Genomic DNA, 14,885 nt, shown 5'->3' on the forward strand with positions numbered 1-14,885 from the left:
CGTGCCGGGCTCAGGGGCCCGCCGGATGGGCGGACGGGTCGTGCGGGAGGTCGAGCAGGCAGCCGCACGTGCCGGGCGGCCGTGGCAGCCCGAACAGCGCGCGGACCTGGGCCGGAGCGGGCGGCGCTGGACGGAGGAGGCGGGTCAGGAGACGGCGGATCATGCTTCCAGCGTCGCGGTGACGTCTGCGCCTGGTCCAACACCGAAATATCGCGATTGACGCGCTTTTGTGGTTAATGTGGCGTCGTGGATCTGCACCCCCGGCTGCTGCGCGTCTTCGTCGCCGTCGCCGAGGAGCTGCACTTCGGACGCGCCGCCGCGCGGCTCTTCCTGGCCCAGCAGGCGCTCAGCCGGGACGTGCGCTCGCTGGAGACCAGGCTCGGGACGCCGCTGTTCGTCCGGTCCACCCGCCGGGTGGAGCTGACCCCCGCCGGTGCCCGGCTGCTGCCCGGGGCGCGGCGGCTGGTGGCGCTGCACGACGAGGTCGTCGCCGACGCGCTCGGCGCCGATCGCCCGCTGCTCGTGGACGTCACCATGCAGGGCCCCGAGCTGCCCGAGCCGCTGCTCAGAGCCCGGGAACTGGCCCCCGGGGTCGAGATGCTGGCCCGCTTCCACGGCGGCCTGACCGCGGGGGCGGCGGCGATGCTGGACGGACGGCTCGACGTGTCGTTCGGGCGCTTCGCCGGGCTGCCCGCGGACGTGCGCGCCCGGCTGGCCCAGGTCCCGGTGCGCCTGCAGCCCCTGGCCGTGCTCCTGCCGGCGGACCACCCGCTGGCGGAGCCGGCCGCCGTGCCGCTCGCCGCGCTGGCCGCCTTCCCGCTGGACGTCATGGCCGGGAACGCCGGCACGCGGGAGTGGAGCGACCTGGGGGAGCGGCTGGCCGAGGCGTTCGGGCTGCGGCTGGCCCGGCCGCACGCCGCGCCCGAGGGGGCCGCGGAGATGGGGCACTACCTGCGCCGGCATCGCGAACCCGTGCTGTCCAGCGTGGGGATCGGCGGGGTCCCGGGCGCGGTGAACAGGCCGCTGGCCGAGCCCGTGCCGCTCGGCCTGCAGAACCTGGTGCATCCCAAGGGCCTGCGCCACCCGGGCCTCGCCGCGCTCCTGGCCGCCGTCGCCGAACTCGGACGGGCCCGCCACTGGCTGCGCCGCCCGCCGGGCTCCTGGCTCCCCGAGGCCGACGAGGCCCTGCTGGTGGCCTGACGCCCAGGTGGTGCGTTCGAGCACGACCACCGGGGCCTGACGCCTACGTGGTGCGTTCGAGCACGACCACCGGGGCCTGACGCCTACGTGGTGCGTTCGAGCACGACCACCGGGATCTGGCGGTCGGTCTTCTCCTGGTATTCGTCGTACTGGGGCCAGGTGCGGGTCATCGTCCGCCACATCTCGGGCTTCTCCTCCGCCGAGGCGGTGCGGGCGCGCGCCTTGAACCTGTCGCCCTTGACCTGCACCTCGACGTCGGGATGGGCCAGCAGGTTCTTGTACCACTGGGGATCTTCGGGGTCGCCGCCCTTGGACGCGACCACGAGGAAGTCGTCGCCGAACCGCTGGTAGATCAGCGGCGTGGTGTACGGCTTGCCGGAGTTACGCCCCTTGGTGGTCAGGAGGAGGACGGTGGTGTTGTTCCAGTCGTGCCCCTCCGCGCCGTCGGTGGCCTGATAGCGCTGCACGTGTTCCTTGCCATAGAGCATGCCTCTGGACTACCCCGCCCGGGGGTGTCCTCACCGTGCCGCGCCGACCAGCTCGGCGGCGTGCCGGCTGTCGAGCGGGAGGGCCGAGTCGGGGGTGCGCTCGCGCACGTCGCGGTCGCGGATCGCGAACACGGCGGGCGCCGCGCCCACGTCGCCGTAGCGCTCGGTCACCGCCGCGCCGATCGCCCGCCGCACGCCGGCCACCACCTCGCGGACGCCGGGCCCGGACGTGACGAGGTGCCCGAGCATCCCGGCGAAGCGCAGCTCGTCGTCGGCGGCGGGCCGCTGCGCCGGCAGCACCGGCCGGTCGAGCCAGAACACCTTGCCGGACAGGACCGCCTCGCAGCCGTCGGGGCCGAGCACCCGCGCCGTGCGGGCCAGCAGCTCACCGAAGTCGGCCAGGTCCGCGTGCGGCGGCAGGTCGGTGGTGACGAACAGGGGCACGATCAGCGAGTCAGGCATGCGGCTATCCCTCCGTGAGGAGGCTCATCGTAGGACGTGCCACCGACAATTCCGCGGCGCGCCACTCACCGTCCACCGGCCGTGCCGCTCGTCGCCGCTAGCGCTCGGTCCATTCGTCCTGGATCGCCGCGTGCACGATGGAGTCGCGCCAGCCGTGCGGGGTGTGCACGTGGTGCCGGATCCGTCCCTCCTCGACCATGCCGGCCGTCAGCATGGCGAGCTGGGCGGGCAGGTTGGCCGGCGACCTCGCGCCCCAGACGCGGTGCAGCCCGAGCTGCTTGAAGCCGAACGACAGCAGCAGGCGTACCAGGTCGGTGCCGATGCCGCGGCCCCACTGGTCGGGATGGAGGCCGAAGCCGATCTCGGCGCTGTGGGGCAGGTCGGGGTCGATCTTCAGGCGGGCCACGCCGATCACGTGCCGCCGGTCGGCGTCCACGACGGCCAGCACGTAGAGGCGGCGCGGCTCGGCGGCGGCCGCCTCCATGGCCTGGCCGACCAGGGCGGCGACCTCCTGCACGCTGCGCGGCGCGAACGGCATGTGCTGCGTGGCCGCCGGATCGCCGTAGACGGAGTGCAGCGGGACGACGTCGGCGTCGGTGAGGTCACGAAGTCCGATTCGCTGGCCGATGACCATCACGCGCCGCATGCGCAGAACGTAACGCGACTGAAGCGATCTTCACAAGGGTGTCAAGTCGCCAGCTGACTGCCGTAAGCCCGCGCGACAAGTTCGGCGACGGCACTGTGCGCCCCGAGCGGCTCGGCGTGACCGGCCTCGACGGCGGCGGCGGCGCGCTCGACGAGCTCCGCCGGGGCCTCGTGGCCGATCAGGCAGGGCGCGATGGCCAGCCGCTCGGCCCCGGCGGCGCGCAGGCGCTGGGCGGCGACGTCCACGCCGGGCTCGCTGTCCAGCGAGGCGGCGACGACCGGCAGCGTGAGCCTGGAGGCCAGCAGCACGGCCGTGGCCTGGACGGCGTGCACCGCGCGCTCGCCGCCCACCGTGCCCAGGATGACGGCGTCGACGGGGCTGGAGACGTTGAGCAGGCGGACCCGGTCGGCCCTGGCCAGGCCGCGCTCGGCCAGCCTGATGTGCAGGGCCTCGGCGAGCAGCGGGTGGGGGCCGAGCGCCTCGGTGGCGACCGCGCCGGATCCGGCCGCCGCGATGGCCTTGCCGATCTCGGCCATGACGACCGGGTCGTCCCAGGTGAGCAGGGGCACCACGACGGCGTCGCGGCCCGCGGGCAGCGAGTCTGCCAGGTCGGCGACGGCGGTCAGCCGCACCTCGATCTGCGGGTTGTCGACCCGCACCACGGCCGCGATCTCTTCGGCCACGCCGCCGGTGCCGCCGGGGGTGGCCAGCACGAGCATGGGCGCGTCCGGCGGCAGGGACGTGGGCACGGGGCGGCGGTGCCGGCCGCCGCCGGGCCGGGGGGAACGTTCACGTACAGGCAGGCTCACAGGCGCGCAGTTTATGCCTATTCGCGGGTGGTTGTTCTGTGAATCGGGTGCGATTCCGTCACAACAGGAAGGCTGTGATCGAGATCACATCGTGACCGCCGCCGCCGTTGACGGAGACCCCCGCGAAGGGCAACTCTGAGGCAACTAGAAACGCGTTCTAGAGCGACCGTCACACACCGTCCCCGGAGGATGGGAATGAAGCCGTTCTATGTCCGCGAGCTGAGCGTGTACCCGGTCGGTCGCCGGCGGATCTTCCTGCTGGCGATAGCCGTGCTGGCGAGCCTGGTGGCCAACTTCGAGACCACGCTCGCCACGATCCTGCCGCTGCTGATGAAGGACCTGGGCATGTCGCTCACGGTCTACGGCCTGCTCGCCGCGGGATCGGTCCTGATCGGCGGCCTGTCGGCGGGCGTCGGCGGCATCCTGTCCGACCGCTGGGGACGGGTCACGCTCCTGGTGCCCACCCTCACCGTCACGGCGGCCTGCAACTTCCTGCTCGCCACCGTGGACACCGTGGCCGGCCTGTTCTGGGTGCGCTGCCTGATGCTGTTCATCGAGGGCGCCGGGATCACCATCACCGCCTCCCTCGTCCGCGACTTCTCCCCGCGGCTCGGCCGGGCGCAGGCGTTCGCGTTCTGGACGTGGGGGCCGGTCGGTGCGTCCTTCCTGGCCTCGTTCATCGCCGGGTTCACGCTGCCGCTGTTCGGCAACGCCTGGCAGTCGCAGGCGATCATCATGGGCGTCGTCTCGCTGGCCATGTGCGCGGTCATCGTCTGGAAGATCGCCGAGCCGTCGGCGGCGCTGCGGGCCCAGGTGCTCGACGCCGAGGAGGCCGTCGCGGCGGAGGAGAAGATCGACGCCGGACGGGTGCGCGAGCTGTTCCGCCATCCCCACCTGTGGGCCCACGTCCTGGGCAACACCGGCTGGCAGGTGCTCTACTGGACGTTCGCGATCTTCGGGCAGACGATCCTGGTGGAGGCGTTCGGCCTGGAGCCGGCGGGGGCCAACCGGGTGGTGGCGCTCGGCATCGTGCTCAACGCGGTGGCCGTGGTCGTCGTCGGCCGGGTCTCCGACCGGCTGCGGCTGCGCAAGCCGTTCACGGCCGCCGGCACCGCGCTGACCGTCCTCACCCTGGCCTACTTCATCAGCATGGTCGGCCCCGGCGTCTCCCCGGGGCACGTCACCGCCGTCTTCGCGCTGCTCTTCCTGTTCATGGGCGTCGCGTACGTGCCGTGGATGGCCAACTTCTCCGAGAACGCCGAGGACGTCGAGTCGCGTCTGCAGGGCTCGGCGCTGGGCATCTGGGGCATGGTCGTCCGCGTCATGATCGTGGTGCTGCTGGTCGTCTCGCCCATGGTGGTCTCCGCGGGCGGCTGGGGCACCTGGCTCGCCGTGGCGCTGGCCGGGCAGGTCGTGTTCCTGGCCTCGATGGCGGCGTTCAAGGGCGACTGGCGCAGGCGCCCGCGGGTCACCGAGCCGGAGACCGCCGTCTGAGAGCGCTGTCCGAGTGGGGCGCGCGTGGGCGGCGGTGGCAGCCGCCGCCCACACCTTCGCGGCGTTCCCGTCTTCCCCCCGCACTCAGGCGAAGGGACCCACCTGGCCGGGCAGCCTCCTGGCGGTGCCGCTCTCGCCGGCGGCGATGTCCAGGTCGCGGGTTTCCGGGGCGATGGCCAAACCTACGGCGGTGACGGCCGGCGCGACAACCACGTACAGGGACACGGCGAGGGTGGTGCCGTACAGGTCGAAGAGCTTGAGCGCGATGATCGGGGCCAGCGCCACCGACGATCCCGGCCACCCCCACGCTCGCGTAGCCGGGAAGCACGCCGATGAGGAACGCCGAGCGGCTGCTCATCCACGCCTACCAGCCGAACGGGTAGCGTTTCCGCATGGATCGGATCTTCACCCTGGACGAGGCGCGCGCCCTGCTGCCCGGCATCATCGCCGAGGCGCGGGAGATCGTCGCGGGCCGCGCCGACCTGGCCGAGATCGCCTTCGACCGGGAGGCCGCCGGCGGGTCGCGGCTCGGCGGGCTGCCCGAGATCAAGGCGATCGAGGCGCGCATCGAGGAGACACTGACCCGGTGGAGCGAGCAGGGGATCGAGGTCAAGGGCGTCGCGCCGCTGCTGATCGACTTCCCCTCGGTGCTCGGCGGGGCGTCGGTGCGGCTGTGCTGGATCGAGGGGGAGCCCGAGCTCGCCTGGTACCACCGTACGGATCTGGGCTTCGCCGGGCGGCGCCCGCTGCCCTGAAGCGTGGCCTACCTGTGACCAACTCGCCACCGTGCCCATGGGTCTAACCAGGTGAGCGAAAGGATCACCACTCATGAGGCTATCCTCAGCGGCCGCCGCGCTCCTCGCGCCGGCGGTCGTCGGCGGGCTGGGGCTCCCGGCCGCCGCCGCACCTGCGCACACCGGGCCGCCGCAGGCCCGCGCGGCCTGGGTCACCGCCTGCGAGCTGCCCGTCGAGGGCACGTCCGCGTGCGGCCACTGGCACCTGCTTCTCCGTGACGGCCGCAAGGTCACCGTCGGCGACTCCGCCGTCCGCGCCAAAGGCCGCGCGACCTCCCTGTTCGCCCTCAGCGGCGACGGCCGGACCATCGTCTACCAGCGGGCCCGCGACCACCGCCTGGTCGTCCGCGCGGCGGCCGGCGGCCCGGTCAGGGAACTGCCCAGGTCCCTGCGGCCCGGCGAGGACGACGCCCTCTTCCTGTCAACGGCCGGCGACCGGCTCCTCGTCGGCCGCCAGGGCCACGTCGACGTGCTCACCCTGGCCACCGGCAGGGTCACCCGCCTGACCGTCAAGGGCGAACCGGCCGGCCTCAGCGGCGACGGGGACGAGGTGCTCACCACCCGCGACCTGAGCGACGGCACCAGATGGCTGTACTCCTACGGGCTCGACGGCCGCACGCTCAGGAGCCAGGCCCCCCAGTTCGTCGCCAACGCCGCCACCCTCGCGCTGTCCCCCGACGGGCACACCGTCGCCGCGTTCAGCACCGGCGGCAGCCGGGGCGGCCCGCCCCGGATGCGCACGTACGACCTGGAGACCGCCCGGCTCGCCGACGGCGTGAACCTGCCCCTCGCCGGCGACGCCTCGCCCGACCACACCCGCTGGACCCCGGACGGACGGCTCGCCGCCTACTCCTACGACAGCAGCACCACGAAGTCGACGGTGGTACGGGTGCTCACCGTCGACCCCGCTTCCGGCCAGGCCCGCCGTACCGACACCTACAAGGTGGGCCCCGACCCTCACACCATCGTGTTCCCGGGGGAGTGACCATCATGAGAATCGTCCCTTTGCTGACCGCGGCGCTGCTCACCCTCACCGCCGTCCCGGCCGCCGCCCAGGCCGCGCCGCACGACCACGGCCACGACAGCATCCGGTACGCCTCCGTCAAGGGCTGCCCGGACAAGGACGGCACGTCCCGGCCCTGCGGGCAGTGGCGGCTGGTCATGCACGACGGCGGGCGCAGGACGCTGCCCGACGCCCAGGTCGTCGCGCTCGACGCCAGGCGCAGGTCCACCGTCACCTCGCCGGCGCCGATCGCGGTCAGCGGCGACGGGCAGCGCGTGGCGTACCTCACCAAGGCCGGGAGACTGGCCGTGCGCGTGCTCGGCGGCGGCGTCACGCTGCTGCCCGGGGACGCGCTGCCGCGGGTCGCCCAGAACGAGGTGATGCTCCAGCTCTCCGGCGACGGCGCGCGGCTGGCCGTCGTGGTCCAGAGCGACCGGCCCGCCGCCACGAAGATCTTCGACACCGCGACCGGCGCCCTGCTCGGCACCGTGCCCGCCGACGAGACCTTCCTCGGGTTCAGCGGCGACGGCGACGAGGTGCTGTCCTCGATCGAGTCCGACGACTCCGTCACCGACCTGGTCGTCCGCGACCAGACGGGCGAGCACCTCGTACGCGTCACGCCGCCGCAGGTCGTGGCCGCCAACGGCCCGCAGGCGCTGGCCGGCGACGGGCACACGGCGGCGGTCGTGATCCGCGGCAGGAAGACCGAGCTGCTCACCTACGACCTCGCCACCGACGAGGTCACCGGACGCAGGAAGGTCAAGCTGCCGGACGGCGAGCTCAGCATGATCGACTGGACCGGGGACACGCAGGTCACGCTGCACCTGGTGTCCGGCTCGTCCAGGATGACCATCGTCCAGGTCGACACCGGGACGGGCGTCGTGCGGGTCAGGGACCGGTACACCGTACTCAAGGACAGCTTCGTCTTCGCCGCCTGCGGCGGCTGAGTCCGTGCCACGGCGGGGCAGGGGGAGCCCCGCCGTGGATACGCTTGCCGCGTGGAGGTTCACTCGACCAGGGCGATGGCCGTCAGAGCCGTCGAGCTGTGCGTGGCGCTGCTGCACGAAGAGCCGACGCCCGCCTCGGTGACGGACGTCCTGCGCCGCCACGGCGAACACGGCGACCTGGGCCTCGACGACTCCGACGTGGCCGCGATGCGCGCCGCGGCGGCCCGGCTGCGCGACGTGCTGGGCGCGCATGACGCCGGGGAGGCGGCGGGCCTGCTCAACCGCCTGCTCGCCGACACCGCCCGGCCGCCCAGGCTGACCAGCCACCGGGGCACGACGTCCTGGCATCTGCACGTCGACAGCGGCGACGACGCGCCGTGGGCCGAGTGGTTCCTGGCCTCGTCGGCGATGGCCCTGGCCGTGCTGGTCGCCGACCATCAGCGTGTTCCGGGCGGGTTGTGCGCGGCCGCGGGGTGCGGACGGCCGTACCTCGACCTGGGCGGCGGCAGCCCCCGCCGCTACTGCGGCACCCGCTGCGCCACCCGCGCCCGCGTCGCCGCCCACCGCGCCCGCCCCCAGACCGGCCGCTGACGCCTGCTAGCCGCGGCGGCGCAGGAGGACACAGACGGCCACGGCCTGTAAGGCTGCGCCGGTCAGCAGGGCGGCGGCGGCCGAGTGGGTGCTCAGGGGGCCCGCCAGCGCCGATCCGACGGCGAAAGAAGTGATCTTGAGGCTGGCGCCGGTCGTGAACACCTGGCTGCGCAGCCCGGCGGGGGCCTCGCGTTGCCGCACCGCGAACAGCGCCGTCAACTGCGGGCCCTCGCCCATGCCCACCAGCCCCGCCGCGACCACCGCGATCCAGTACGCCCCCACCAGGGCCGTTCCTGCTGTGGCGGCCAACGCCATGCCCGCGCCGACCAGCGCGGTGGACCAGGCCAGGGTTCTGTCCCACGCCGGTGCCGTATTCCGGCGACGGGGGCCGCCGCGCCAGGCCAGGAGCCCGTTCGCGGCCAGGCCGGCCGCCGCCGTGACGGCCAGCAGCAGCGTGCCGCGGCTGCTGTCGCCCGTGAGCTCCAGCCCCAGCACCGGCGCCGACACCACGAACATGCCCGCCCCGGCGCACGAGACCATCGACCCGGCGGTGGCCCGCCCCAGCACCCGGTTCCCGAGCACCGCCCGAACCCCGGCCGCCATCTCCCGCCCGACCGCTCCCGCCGCCCGTACCGGCGAGGCGACGCGGCCGAAGCGCCGCCGCTCGCCGACCGGCCGGTTGCCTGCGGGGAGGTCGCTCGTGGGGTGGGCGGGGGTGGGCCAATGGCGGGGGGTGCGGGTGGGGAGGGTCCAGGCGGCGGGGAGGGCGGTCAGGAGGAGGGCCACGGAGACGAGGACCGCGGCCGTCCCGCCCGCCACGGCCGCGACCACGCCGACCGCCGCCGGACCGGCCAGCCCCGCCACGTTGTACGTCATGGCGTCCAGCGCGGTGGCCCGTGCCAGCCGTCCCCGGTCGGGCCCGGAGACCAGGGGGAGCTGTCCCGTCCAGCCGCCGGTCAGCGCGGGGCCCGCCAGCCCGGTCACCACGGCCAGCGCCACCAGCGCCGTCCCGGGCACCCGTCCGACACCGGCCGCCACCAGCAGCAGACCGGCCGCGTACCCGAGCAGGCAGCACGCCAGCAACCGGCCAGGACGGCGGGCGCGGTCCAGCAGCACGCCGAGCAGCGGCCCGCCGACGGCCGCCGAGACGGTCAGCCCGGCCAGCAGCGACGCCCCCAGCAGCGGAGACCCGGTGGCGGCGAGCCCGGCCACCAGGAGGGCGGGCCCGGACATCTCGTCGCCGGTCCGGGCCGCGACCACCCCGGCCATGTAACGCGTCAGCACCAGCAAGACGTTACAGGATCCGTGTTAAGGGACGGTCCGGGCGGGGAAGGGCTCGGATGATCGTCCCGCGCGGGCCTCGCGCCCGCCGGCGGCGACCCGCCCGGCCTGTACGGACTGCGTACCGCACAGGCCGGGCGCCTTCCAGCGCCCCTAGTCGAATGTGTGTTTGAACAATGCCATAGACTCGGCCTCATGAAAGCCGCGTTCCAAGCATCTCTGCTGGGTCTCGACGAGGAGCTCGGCGTCGGGCGGCTGGGCGCCACGGTCCGCCGGACGTACCTCGATCACGGAGCCTGGATCGACCTGCGGCCCGGCTGGCTGACGGGGGCCGACACGCTGTTCGCGCGGCTGGCCGAGACCGTGCCGTGGCGGGCCGAGCGCCGCCGCATGTACGACCGGGTCCTCGACGTCCCGCGCCTGCTCAAGTTCTACGACGAGGGCGAGACGCTGCCCGACCCCGTCCTCGACCAGGCCAGAGCGGCGCTCGACGCCCACTACGGCGAGGAGCTGGGCGAGCCCTTCCGCACCGCGGGCCTGTGCTTCTACCGCGACGGCCGCGACAGCGTGGCCTGGCACGGCGACACCGTCGGCCGGGGCAGCAGCGAGGACACCATGGTCGCGATCGTCTCGGTGGGCAGCCCCCGCCCGCTCCTGCTGCGCCCGCGCGGCGGCGGCCCCTCGATCCGCCGCGACCTCGGCCATGGCGACCTGATCGTCATGGGCGGCAGCTGCCAGCGGACGTGGGAGCACGCCGTCCCCAAGACCGCCCGGCCCGCGGGGCCGCGCATCAGCATCCAGTTCAGGCCCCGCGGCGTCCGCTGACCCGGCCCGCCGCGCCCGCCGCGCGCCCCGTGCCCGTCGTGGGCCCGCGCGCCCCGCGTGCTAGCGGAGGCGGAGACGGGCTATGCGGCCCTGCTCGCCGGAGGCCCAGCAGGACAGGTCCGGGGTGCACGAGACCGTGTCGAACGAGCCGCCGTCGAAGGTCTCCCAACGGGCTCCGCCGGTGTACGTCACGTCGCTGCCCGTGGGCCCGACGGCGATCGCCGCGAACGGCAGGTGCGGCAGCCACGTCACCCCCGACCGGTACGCGGGCGGCGGGGTCGTGGCGGTCCGCCAGGTGGCGCCGCCGTCCCCGGTGACCGCGGCGGCGTTCGGCGAGGGCAGGCCGGGCTGGTAGTCGCCGCCGACCGCGATCCCGCGGTGCCGGTCGCGGAAGGCCAGCGCGAAGACGCCCTTCGCCGGGTCGGCGGCCGGGATCGGGGTGTCGGAGACGGTCCACGTACGCCCGCGGTCGGCCGAACGGAACACGCGTGACCGCTCGCCGCCGCCGGTGGCGATCCAGGCGTCGCGTCCGCCCGCGGTCACCAGGCACTGGCCGCTCGCCGCGAAACCGGCCTCGCCGGGCAGCGCGTCCGGCATGCCGGTGGACGGGAGCACCTGCCAGCTCCGGCCGCCGTCCTCGGTGGCCAGGAGGCGGAACCTGCCGTTCACCGGGTCGCTCATGGCCAGGCCGTGGCGGCGGTCGAAGAAGGCCATGCAGTCGTAGAAGGCGTTCGGCTCGTCGTTCCTGAAGGACTCGGTCCAGGTGCGGCCGCCGTCCTCGGTGCGGTAGACGCGGCCGTCCGTGCCCGTGCCGATCGACAGGACCAGGGCGTGGCGGGCGTCGAACGCCTCCACGTCGCGGAACTGAAGGGACTCGGTGCCGGGCGGGGAGACGTTCTGCCAGGTGCGGCCGCCGTCCACGGTGCGCAGGACGGTTCCGCCGGTGCCGGCGGCCCACACGACGTCCCTGCTCACGGGCGCGAGACCGCGGAAGCGGGCGGTCACGCCGGTCTCCTTCAGCTCCCAGCCGAGGTCCGGGCCGGGGCCAGGGGTGGCGGCGTGGGCGGGGAGCGGGGCGGCGAGCACGAGCGCCGCGGACAGCACGCTCATCGCGATGCGAACGTTCATGCCGGGCAAACTAACCCAAGAGATCACGAGCGTCCATTATGCGGACAGACAGCCGACGCCTGCCATGTGGAGGGGGTGGGGGGTGCAGGAGGGGTCAGGGGGCGGGGCGGGTGGGGGCCCAGGTGAGGAGGGACTGGGCGGTGTCGAAGCGGCGGCTGGAGACCGACTCGCCCAGGATCACGCCCACCAGTCGGTGCCCGTCCCGCTCGCCGGCGAAGGCCAGGCTGTACCCGGCCGCCCGGGTGAACCCCGTCTTCAGCCCGATCACGCCCGGCTCGGCGAGCAGGCGGTTGGTGTTGCGCCAGCCGTACGCGCCGTGCTCCCCGGTCGCGGCGACCTCGTGGTACCGGGTCCCGGCCACGCCTTCGATCAGCGGCACCTGGAGGGCCTTGGCGGCCAGCACGGCCTGGTCGCGGGCGGTGGACCAGCCGTCGCCCGCCGGCGTGGGCAGCCCGTCGGCGTTGACGTACCGGGTGTCGTTCATGCCGAGCGAGCGGGCGGTGGCGTTCATCTTGTCGACGAACCCCGGCACGCCCGGCCCGTACGTACGGGCCAGCGCGTGGGCGGCGTCGGCGCCCGAGGGCAGCATGAGCGCGTAGAGCAGCTCACCGACCGGCAGCCGGTCGCCGGGCCGCAGGTCGGCGGTGGTGCCGCCGCCGTCCTCGGCGTACCGCGCGTCCTGGGGGGCGATCTCCACCATGTCCGTGGGCTTGGCCGACTGCAGGACGACGTACGCCGTCATCGTCTTGGTGAGGCTGGCGATCGGCATGCGGGTGTCGGCGGCCTTGCCGAACAGGGCGGCGCCGGACCGGGCGTCCATCAGGTAGGCGGCCCGGCCGTACACGGCGGGCGCCCCGGCGTCGGCGGCGTCGGCGGTGGTGGCGGCGGCGAGGGAAGGGGCCGCGACCGAGGGGGGCGTGGTCTGCGCGTACGCGGGCACGCCCAGCCCCGTGACCAGGGCGAAGGCGCCTGCGAACGCGGTGAGTCGAGCTTTCCGGTTACGCATGCACCCCAGGCTGCCGTCCGATTTGACGTGCGTTTAACGATTTAAGGCAAAATTTGTGACCGAATCGTTAGAAACCCCGTCGGCGCCGGAGGATCCACCAGGTAGATCTTTCCCGTGCCGGGCCCCTCAGCGGCCCGTCCAGAGGTTGCCCGCCACCCGTTGCCCCCGCGTCAGCCCGGAGAACAGCTCCTCCCACATCGGCATCACCACCTCCGGCCCGTACGCCCGCGACGTCGTCGCCGCCGCCTCGCCCATCCGCACCCGCAGCTCCCGGTCGCCGATCACCCGGATCAGCGCCGCGGCCAGCGCGTCCACGTCCCTGGGCGGCACCAGGACGCCGTCCACGCCGTCGGTCAGCACGTCCCGCGGCCCGGTGGGGCAGTCGAAGGCGACCACGGGCAGCGCGTGCGTCATGGCCTCGATCATCACCATGGGCAGGCCCTCGAAGCGCGAGCTGAGCGCGTACACCGACGCCTCGGCCAGCTCCTTCTCCAGCCGCTCGGTACGGCCGGGCAGCGTCACGTGCCCGGCCAGGCCGTGCCGCGCGACCAGCCCGGTGAGCTGGCTGCGGCGCGGCCCGGTGCCGAAGATCCGCAGCCGCCACTCCGGATGCACCCGCACGACCTGCGCGAACGCCTCGATGAGCAGGTCGAACCCCTTCTGCGGCACCAGCCGCCCGGCCGCCACCACGACCGGGTTGACCTGCCCGGACGGTTCCTGCTCCACGCGGTGGACGGCGTTCGGGATCACCACCACCGGCGTGTCCGGCAGCAGGCGCTGGTATTCGAGCTTGTTGGTCCTGGTCAGCACGGTGACCGCGGCGAACCTGCCGTAGTGACGGGCGATCTCCCTGCGGATCGTGTCGGGATAGGCGGACAGGTTCATGTGCTCCTGCGCGATCCTGACGACGTCGGCGGGGGTGCGGCGGGCGGAGATCAGGTTCAGCGCGGGCCTGGTCGTCACCAGGACGCCGCCGGACAGGCCGGAGACGTAGTCCTTCGCGGCGCGTTCCACCCGCTCGGTGAAGTAGTCGGCGGCGAACTCGCCGCGCGGCACGATCTTGCCGCGGATCCGCCGCCACGCCTTGCGGCCGACGGAGTCGGGCTGTCTGCCCTCGCGCTGGTCCACCAGCGTGGTGACGGTGACGCGGGGGTCGATCGCGAACTGCGGGGCCTCGCGCCGCCGTACCAGGCTGACCAGCTCGACGTCGTGCCCGGCCGCGGTCATCGCGTTCGCCTGGTTGACCACCGTGCGGATCGTGCCGCCCATGCCGTAGGCGTGCAGCATCAGGTAGCGGATCTTCACGCGAGGTACCCCCAGGTCCGGGCGATGGGCTTGAGGGGTTCGGGGATCTGCTCGGGGGAGGGCAGCTCGCGGGCGGGCTGGACGGTCCCGGTCCTGATCTTGTCCCGCCAGTCGCCGAGCCCCTTCTCCAGCACCCGCTGCTCGCCGTAGGAGAGCATCCGCGGCTCCCACTCCAGGCCGAGGAACGCGCAGATCTCGCGGGTGACGCGCTCGGGCTCGGCGCTCAGCTCCTCGTACCTGACGGTCAGTCCCGGCAGCGCGGCCCTGGCCCGCTGCACGGCCTTCATGTACCGCAGGGCGTCGAGGGCGGCCTCGTCGGGGCTGCGCCGGTCCTGACTGGCCTCGTGCCAGGACGTGGCGATGGAGGCGGGGTGACGCAGCAGGAAGACGAAGCGGGCGTCCGGCCAGCAGGCGGCGATGCGCTGGTGGGCGAAGGCGTTGGCGGGGGTCTTGTCCACGACGTACCGCTTGCCGCTGCGGACCAGCTCGCGGTGCAGCACCCGGTCCCACAGCAGGTGTTCCAGGTCGGCCTGGTTGTGCCCGAGCGCGGCCATCGCCTTGGCCGCCAGCGGAGTGCCGAACTGCACCCGCAACCGGCGTACGTGCAGCTCGTGCGGGGCGTGCAGGTCGGGGTGGGCGTTGAGTATCGCGCGCAGGAGCGTGGAGCCGGACCGCACGGGGGACAGGAGGAAGATCGGGGATTCGAGCAGCCGGTCGGTTAGCGGATCCGCGGGCGGTCTGATCTCGGGAGCGGGCGGGGGAGAGGGCGTGTTCCCGACTCGCTCGATCTGGAATCCGGTGAACCTGACCAGCGCTTTGTTGACGTGCCGCTGCCAGTTCATGGCGAGGCAGACTACCTACCGTTCCTGGCAGTTACCTGGCAGCGTCAGGCCGCCGACCAGGCGT

Annotated in this window: 18 protein-coding genes; 7 read left to right on the top strand and 11 right to left on the bottom strand. The window is 73.8% G+C overall.

Translation table 11 applies throughout. From position 1 onward, the window contains the following. Window positions 1-10 precede the first annotated feature (10 nt). A complete protein-coding gene (locus ABT158_RS35580; RefSeq protein WP_352361139.1) occupies window positions 11-163 on the bottom strand; it encodes a hypothetical protein in 153 nt (50 codons plus the stop codon). Window positions 164-246: 83 nt separating this feature from the next. Here ABT158_RS35580 and ABT158_RS35585 point away from each other — a divergent pair, with 83 nt between their 5' ends. Next, window positions 247-1,200 carry a LysR family transcriptional regulator gene (locus tag ABT158_RS35585; protein ID WP_352361141.1) on the top strand — a complete coding sequence of 318 codons (954 nt, stop codon included), beginning with the start codon at window positions 247-249 and terminating at the stop codon, window positions 1,198-1,200. Window positions 1,201-1,283: 83 nt separating this feature from the next. Here the strand turns inward: ABT158_RS35585 and ABT158_RS35590 are convergent, their stop codons facing one another. From ABT158_RS35590 to ABT158_RS35605, 4 genes are all read right to left on the bottom strand, one after another. Then, entirely contained in the window at window positions 1,284-1,688 is a 405-nt protein-coding gene (locus ABT158_RS35590; RefSeq protein ID WP_352361143.1) for a nitroreductase family deazaflavin-dependent oxidoreductase, read from the bottom strand. A 30-nt stretch (window positions 1,689-1,718) separates the two neighbouring features. Continuing rightward, on the bottom strand, window positions 1,719-2,150 hold the full coding sequence (locus tag ABT158_RS35595) for a hypothetical protein (protein ID WP_352361145.1): 432 nt from the start codon (window positions 2,148-2,150) through the stop codon (window positions 1,719-1,721). A gap of 97 nt (window positions 2,151-2,247) precedes the next feature. Next, window positions 2,248-2,796 carry a GNAT family N-acetyltransferase gene (locus ABT158_RS35600; RefSeq protein WP_352361147.1) on the bottom strand — a complete coding sequence of 183 codons (549 nt, stop codon included), beginning with the start codon at window positions 2,794-2,796 and terminating at the stop codon, window positions 2,248-2,250. Between the two features lie 41 nt (window positions 2,797-2,837). Next, the gene (locus tag ABT158_RS35605; RefSeq protein ID WP_352361149.1) at window positions 2,838-3,605 is read right to left on the bottom strand and encodes a sirohydrochlorin chelatase; all 768 of its coding nucleotides are present in this window, start codon (window positions 3,603-3,605) and stop codon (window positions 2,838-2,840) included. A 195-nt stretch (window positions 3,606-3,800) separates the two neighbouring features. On the opposite strand from ABT158_RS35605, the gene ABT158_RS35610 reads away from it, so the two are divergent. Beyond that, complete coding sequence (locus ABT158_RS35610) at window positions 3,801-5,099, top strand: MFS transporter (protein WP_352361151.1); 1,299 nt, start codon at window positions 3,801-3,803, stop codon at window positions 5,097-5,099. An 84-nt stretch (window positions 5,100-5,183) separates the two neighbouring features. Here ABT158_RS35610 and ABT158_RS35615 read toward each other — a convergent pair whose 3' ends face one another. Continuing rightward, window positions 5,184-5,384 (bottom strand): hypothetical protein, encoded by a 201-nt coding sequence (locus ABT158_RS35615; protein ID WP_352361153.1) that lies wholly within the window; start codon window positions 5,382-5,384, stop codon window positions 5,184-5,186. A 107-nt stretch (window positions 5,385-5,491) separates the two neighbouring features. Between ABT158_RS35615 and ABT158_RS35620 the strand changes: the two genes are divergently transcribed. From ABT158_RS35620 to ABT158_RS35635, 4 genes are all read left to right on the top strand, one after another. Next, the gene (locus ABT158_RS35620) at window positions 5,492-5,854 is read left to right on the top strand and encodes a DUF2203 domain-containing protein (RefSeq protein ID WP_352361155.1); all 363 of its coding nucleotides are present in this window, start codon (window positions 5,492-5,494) and stop codon (window positions 5,852-5,854) included. A gap of 73 nt (window positions 5,855-5,927) precedes the next feature. Further along, a complete protein-coding gene (locus ABT158_RS35625) occupies window positions 5,928-6,878 on the top strand; it encodes a TolB family protein (RefSeq protein ID WP_352361157.1) in 951 nt (316 codons plus the stop codon). A 5-nt stretch (window positions 6,879-6,883) separates the two neighbouring features. Next, complete coding sequence (locus ABT158_RS35630; protein WP_352361159.1) at window positions 6,884-7,843, top strand: hypothetical protein; 960 nt, start codon at window positions 6,884-6,886, stop codon at window positions 7,841-7,843. 51 nt (window positions 7,844-7,894) lie between these two features. After that, window positions 7,895-8,434 (top strand): CGNR zinc finger domain-containing protein, encoded by a 540-nt coding sequence (locus tag ABT158_RS35635; protein ID WP_352361161.1) that lies wholly within the window; start codon window positions 7,895-7,897, stop codon window positions 8,432-8,434. Window positions 8,435-8,440: 6 nt separating this feature from the next. On the opposite strand, the gene ABT158_RS35640 is transcribed toward ABT158_RS35635, so the two are convergent. Then, window positions 8,441-9,718 carry an MFS transporter gene (locus tag ABT158_RS35640; RefSeq protein ID WP_352361163.1) on the bottom strand — a complete coding sequence of 426 codons (1,278 nt, stop codon included), beginning with the start codon at window positions 9,716-9,718 and terminating at the stop codon, window positions 8,441-8,443. 192 nt (window positions 9,719-9,910) lie between these two features. On the opposite strand from ABT158_RS35640, the gene ABT158_RS35645 reads away from it, so the two are divergent. Further along, complete coding sequence (locus tag ABT158_RS35645; protein ID WP_352361165.1) at window positions 9,911-10,540, top strand: alpha-ketoglutarate-dependent dioxygenase AlkB; 630 nt, start codon at window positions 9,911-9,913, stop codon at window positions 10,538-10,540. A 60-nt stretch (window positions 10,541-10,600) separates the two neighbouring features. Here ABT158_RS35645 and ABT158_RS35650 read toward each other — a convergent pair whose 3' ends face one another. From ABT158_RS35650 to ABT158_RS35665, 4 genes are all read right to left on the bottom strand, one after another. Next, on the bottom strand, window positions 10,601-11,668 hold the full coding sequence (locus ABT158_RS35650; protein ID WP_352361167.1) for a beta propeller repeat protein: 1,068 nt from the start codon (window positions 11,666-11,668) through the stop codon (window positions 10,601-10,603). Between the two features lie 94 nt (window positions 11,669-11,762). Then, entirely contained in the window at window positions 11,763-12,674 is a 912-nt protein-coding gene (locus tag ABT158_RS35655) for a D-alanyl-D-alanine carboxypeptidase family protein (protein ID WP_352361169.1), read from the bottom strand. A gap of 126 nt (window positions 12,675-12,800) precedes the next feature. After that, window positions 12,801-13,979, bottom strand: coding sequence for a glycosyltransferase family 4 protein (locus tag ABT158_RS35660; protein WP_352361171.1), 1,179 nt, complete (start codon window positions 13,977-13,979; stop codon window positions 12,801-12,803). Continuing rightward, window positions 13,976-14,821, bottom strand: a complete 846-nt coding sequence (locus tag ABT158_RS35665) for a sulfotransferase family protein (protein WP_352361173.1) — start codon at window positions 14,819-14,821, stop codon at window positions 13,976-13,978. The genes ABT158_RS35660 and ABT158_RS35665 overlap by 4 nt, the downstream gene beginning before the upstream one ends. Between the last annotated feature and the right edge of the window lie 64 nt (window positions 14,822-14,885).

It is taken from the genome of Nonomuraea sp. NPDC001636, from assembly GCF_040298265.1.
In the GTDB taxonomy this organism is placed as follows: domain Bacteria; phylum Actinomycetota; class Actinomycetes; order Streptosporangiales; family Streptosporangiaceae; genus Nonomuraea.

Excerpts from the sequence above, each read along its gene's own strand:
- ABT158_RS35580 (WP_352361139.1), bottom strand. The coding sequence starts at position 163 with ATGATCCGCCGTCTCCTGACCCGCCTCCTCCGTCCAGCGCCGCCCGCT.
- ABT158_RS35590 (WP_352361143.1), bottom strand. The coding sequence starts at position 1,688 with ATGCTCTATGGCAAGGAACACGTGCAGCGCTATCAGGCCACCGACGGC.
- ABT158_RS35595 (WP_352361145.1), bottom strand. The coding sequence starts at position 2,150 with ATGCCTGACTCGCTGATCGTGCCCCTGTTCGTCACCACCGACCTGCCG.
- ABT158_RS35600 (WP_352361147.1), bottom strand. The coding sequence starts at position 2,796 with ATGCGGCGCGTGATGGTCATCGGCCAGCGAATCGGACTTCGTGACCTC.
- ABT158_RS35610 (WP_352361151.1), top strand. The coding sequence starts at position 3,801 with ATGAAGCCGTTCTATGTCCGCGAGCTGAGCGTGTACCCGGTCGGTCGC.
- ABT158_RS35620 (WP_352361155.1), top strand. The coding sequence starts at position 5,492 with ATGGATCGGATCTTCACCCTGGACGAGGCGCGCGCCCTGCTGCCCGGC.
- ABT158_RS35625 (WP_352361157.1), top strand. The coding sequence starts at position 5,928 with ATGAGGCTATCCTCAGCGGCCGCCGCGCTCCTCGCGCCGGCGGTCGTC.
- ABT158_RS35630 (WP_352361159.1), top strand. The coding sequence starts at position 6,884 with ATGAGAATCGTCCCTTTGCTGACCGCGGCGCTGCTCACCCTCACCGCC.
- ABT158_RS35645 (WP_352361165.1), top strand. The coding sequence starts at position 9,911 with ATGAAAGCCGCGTTCCAAGCATCTCTGCTGGGTCTCGACGAGGAGCTC.
- ABT158_RS35650 (WP_352361167.1), bottom strand. The coding sequence starts at position 11,668 with ATGAACGTTCGCATCGCGATGAGCGTGCTGTCCGCGGCGCTCGTGCTC.
- ABT158_RS35655 (WP_352361169.1), bottom strand. The coding sequence starts at position 12,674 with ATGCGTAACCGGAAAGCTCGACTCACCGCGTTCGCAGGCGCCTTCGCC.
- ABT158_RS35665 (WP_352361173.1), bottom strand. The coding sequence starts at position 14,821 with ATGAACTGGCAGCGGCACGTCAACAAAGCGCTGGTCAGGTTCACCGGA.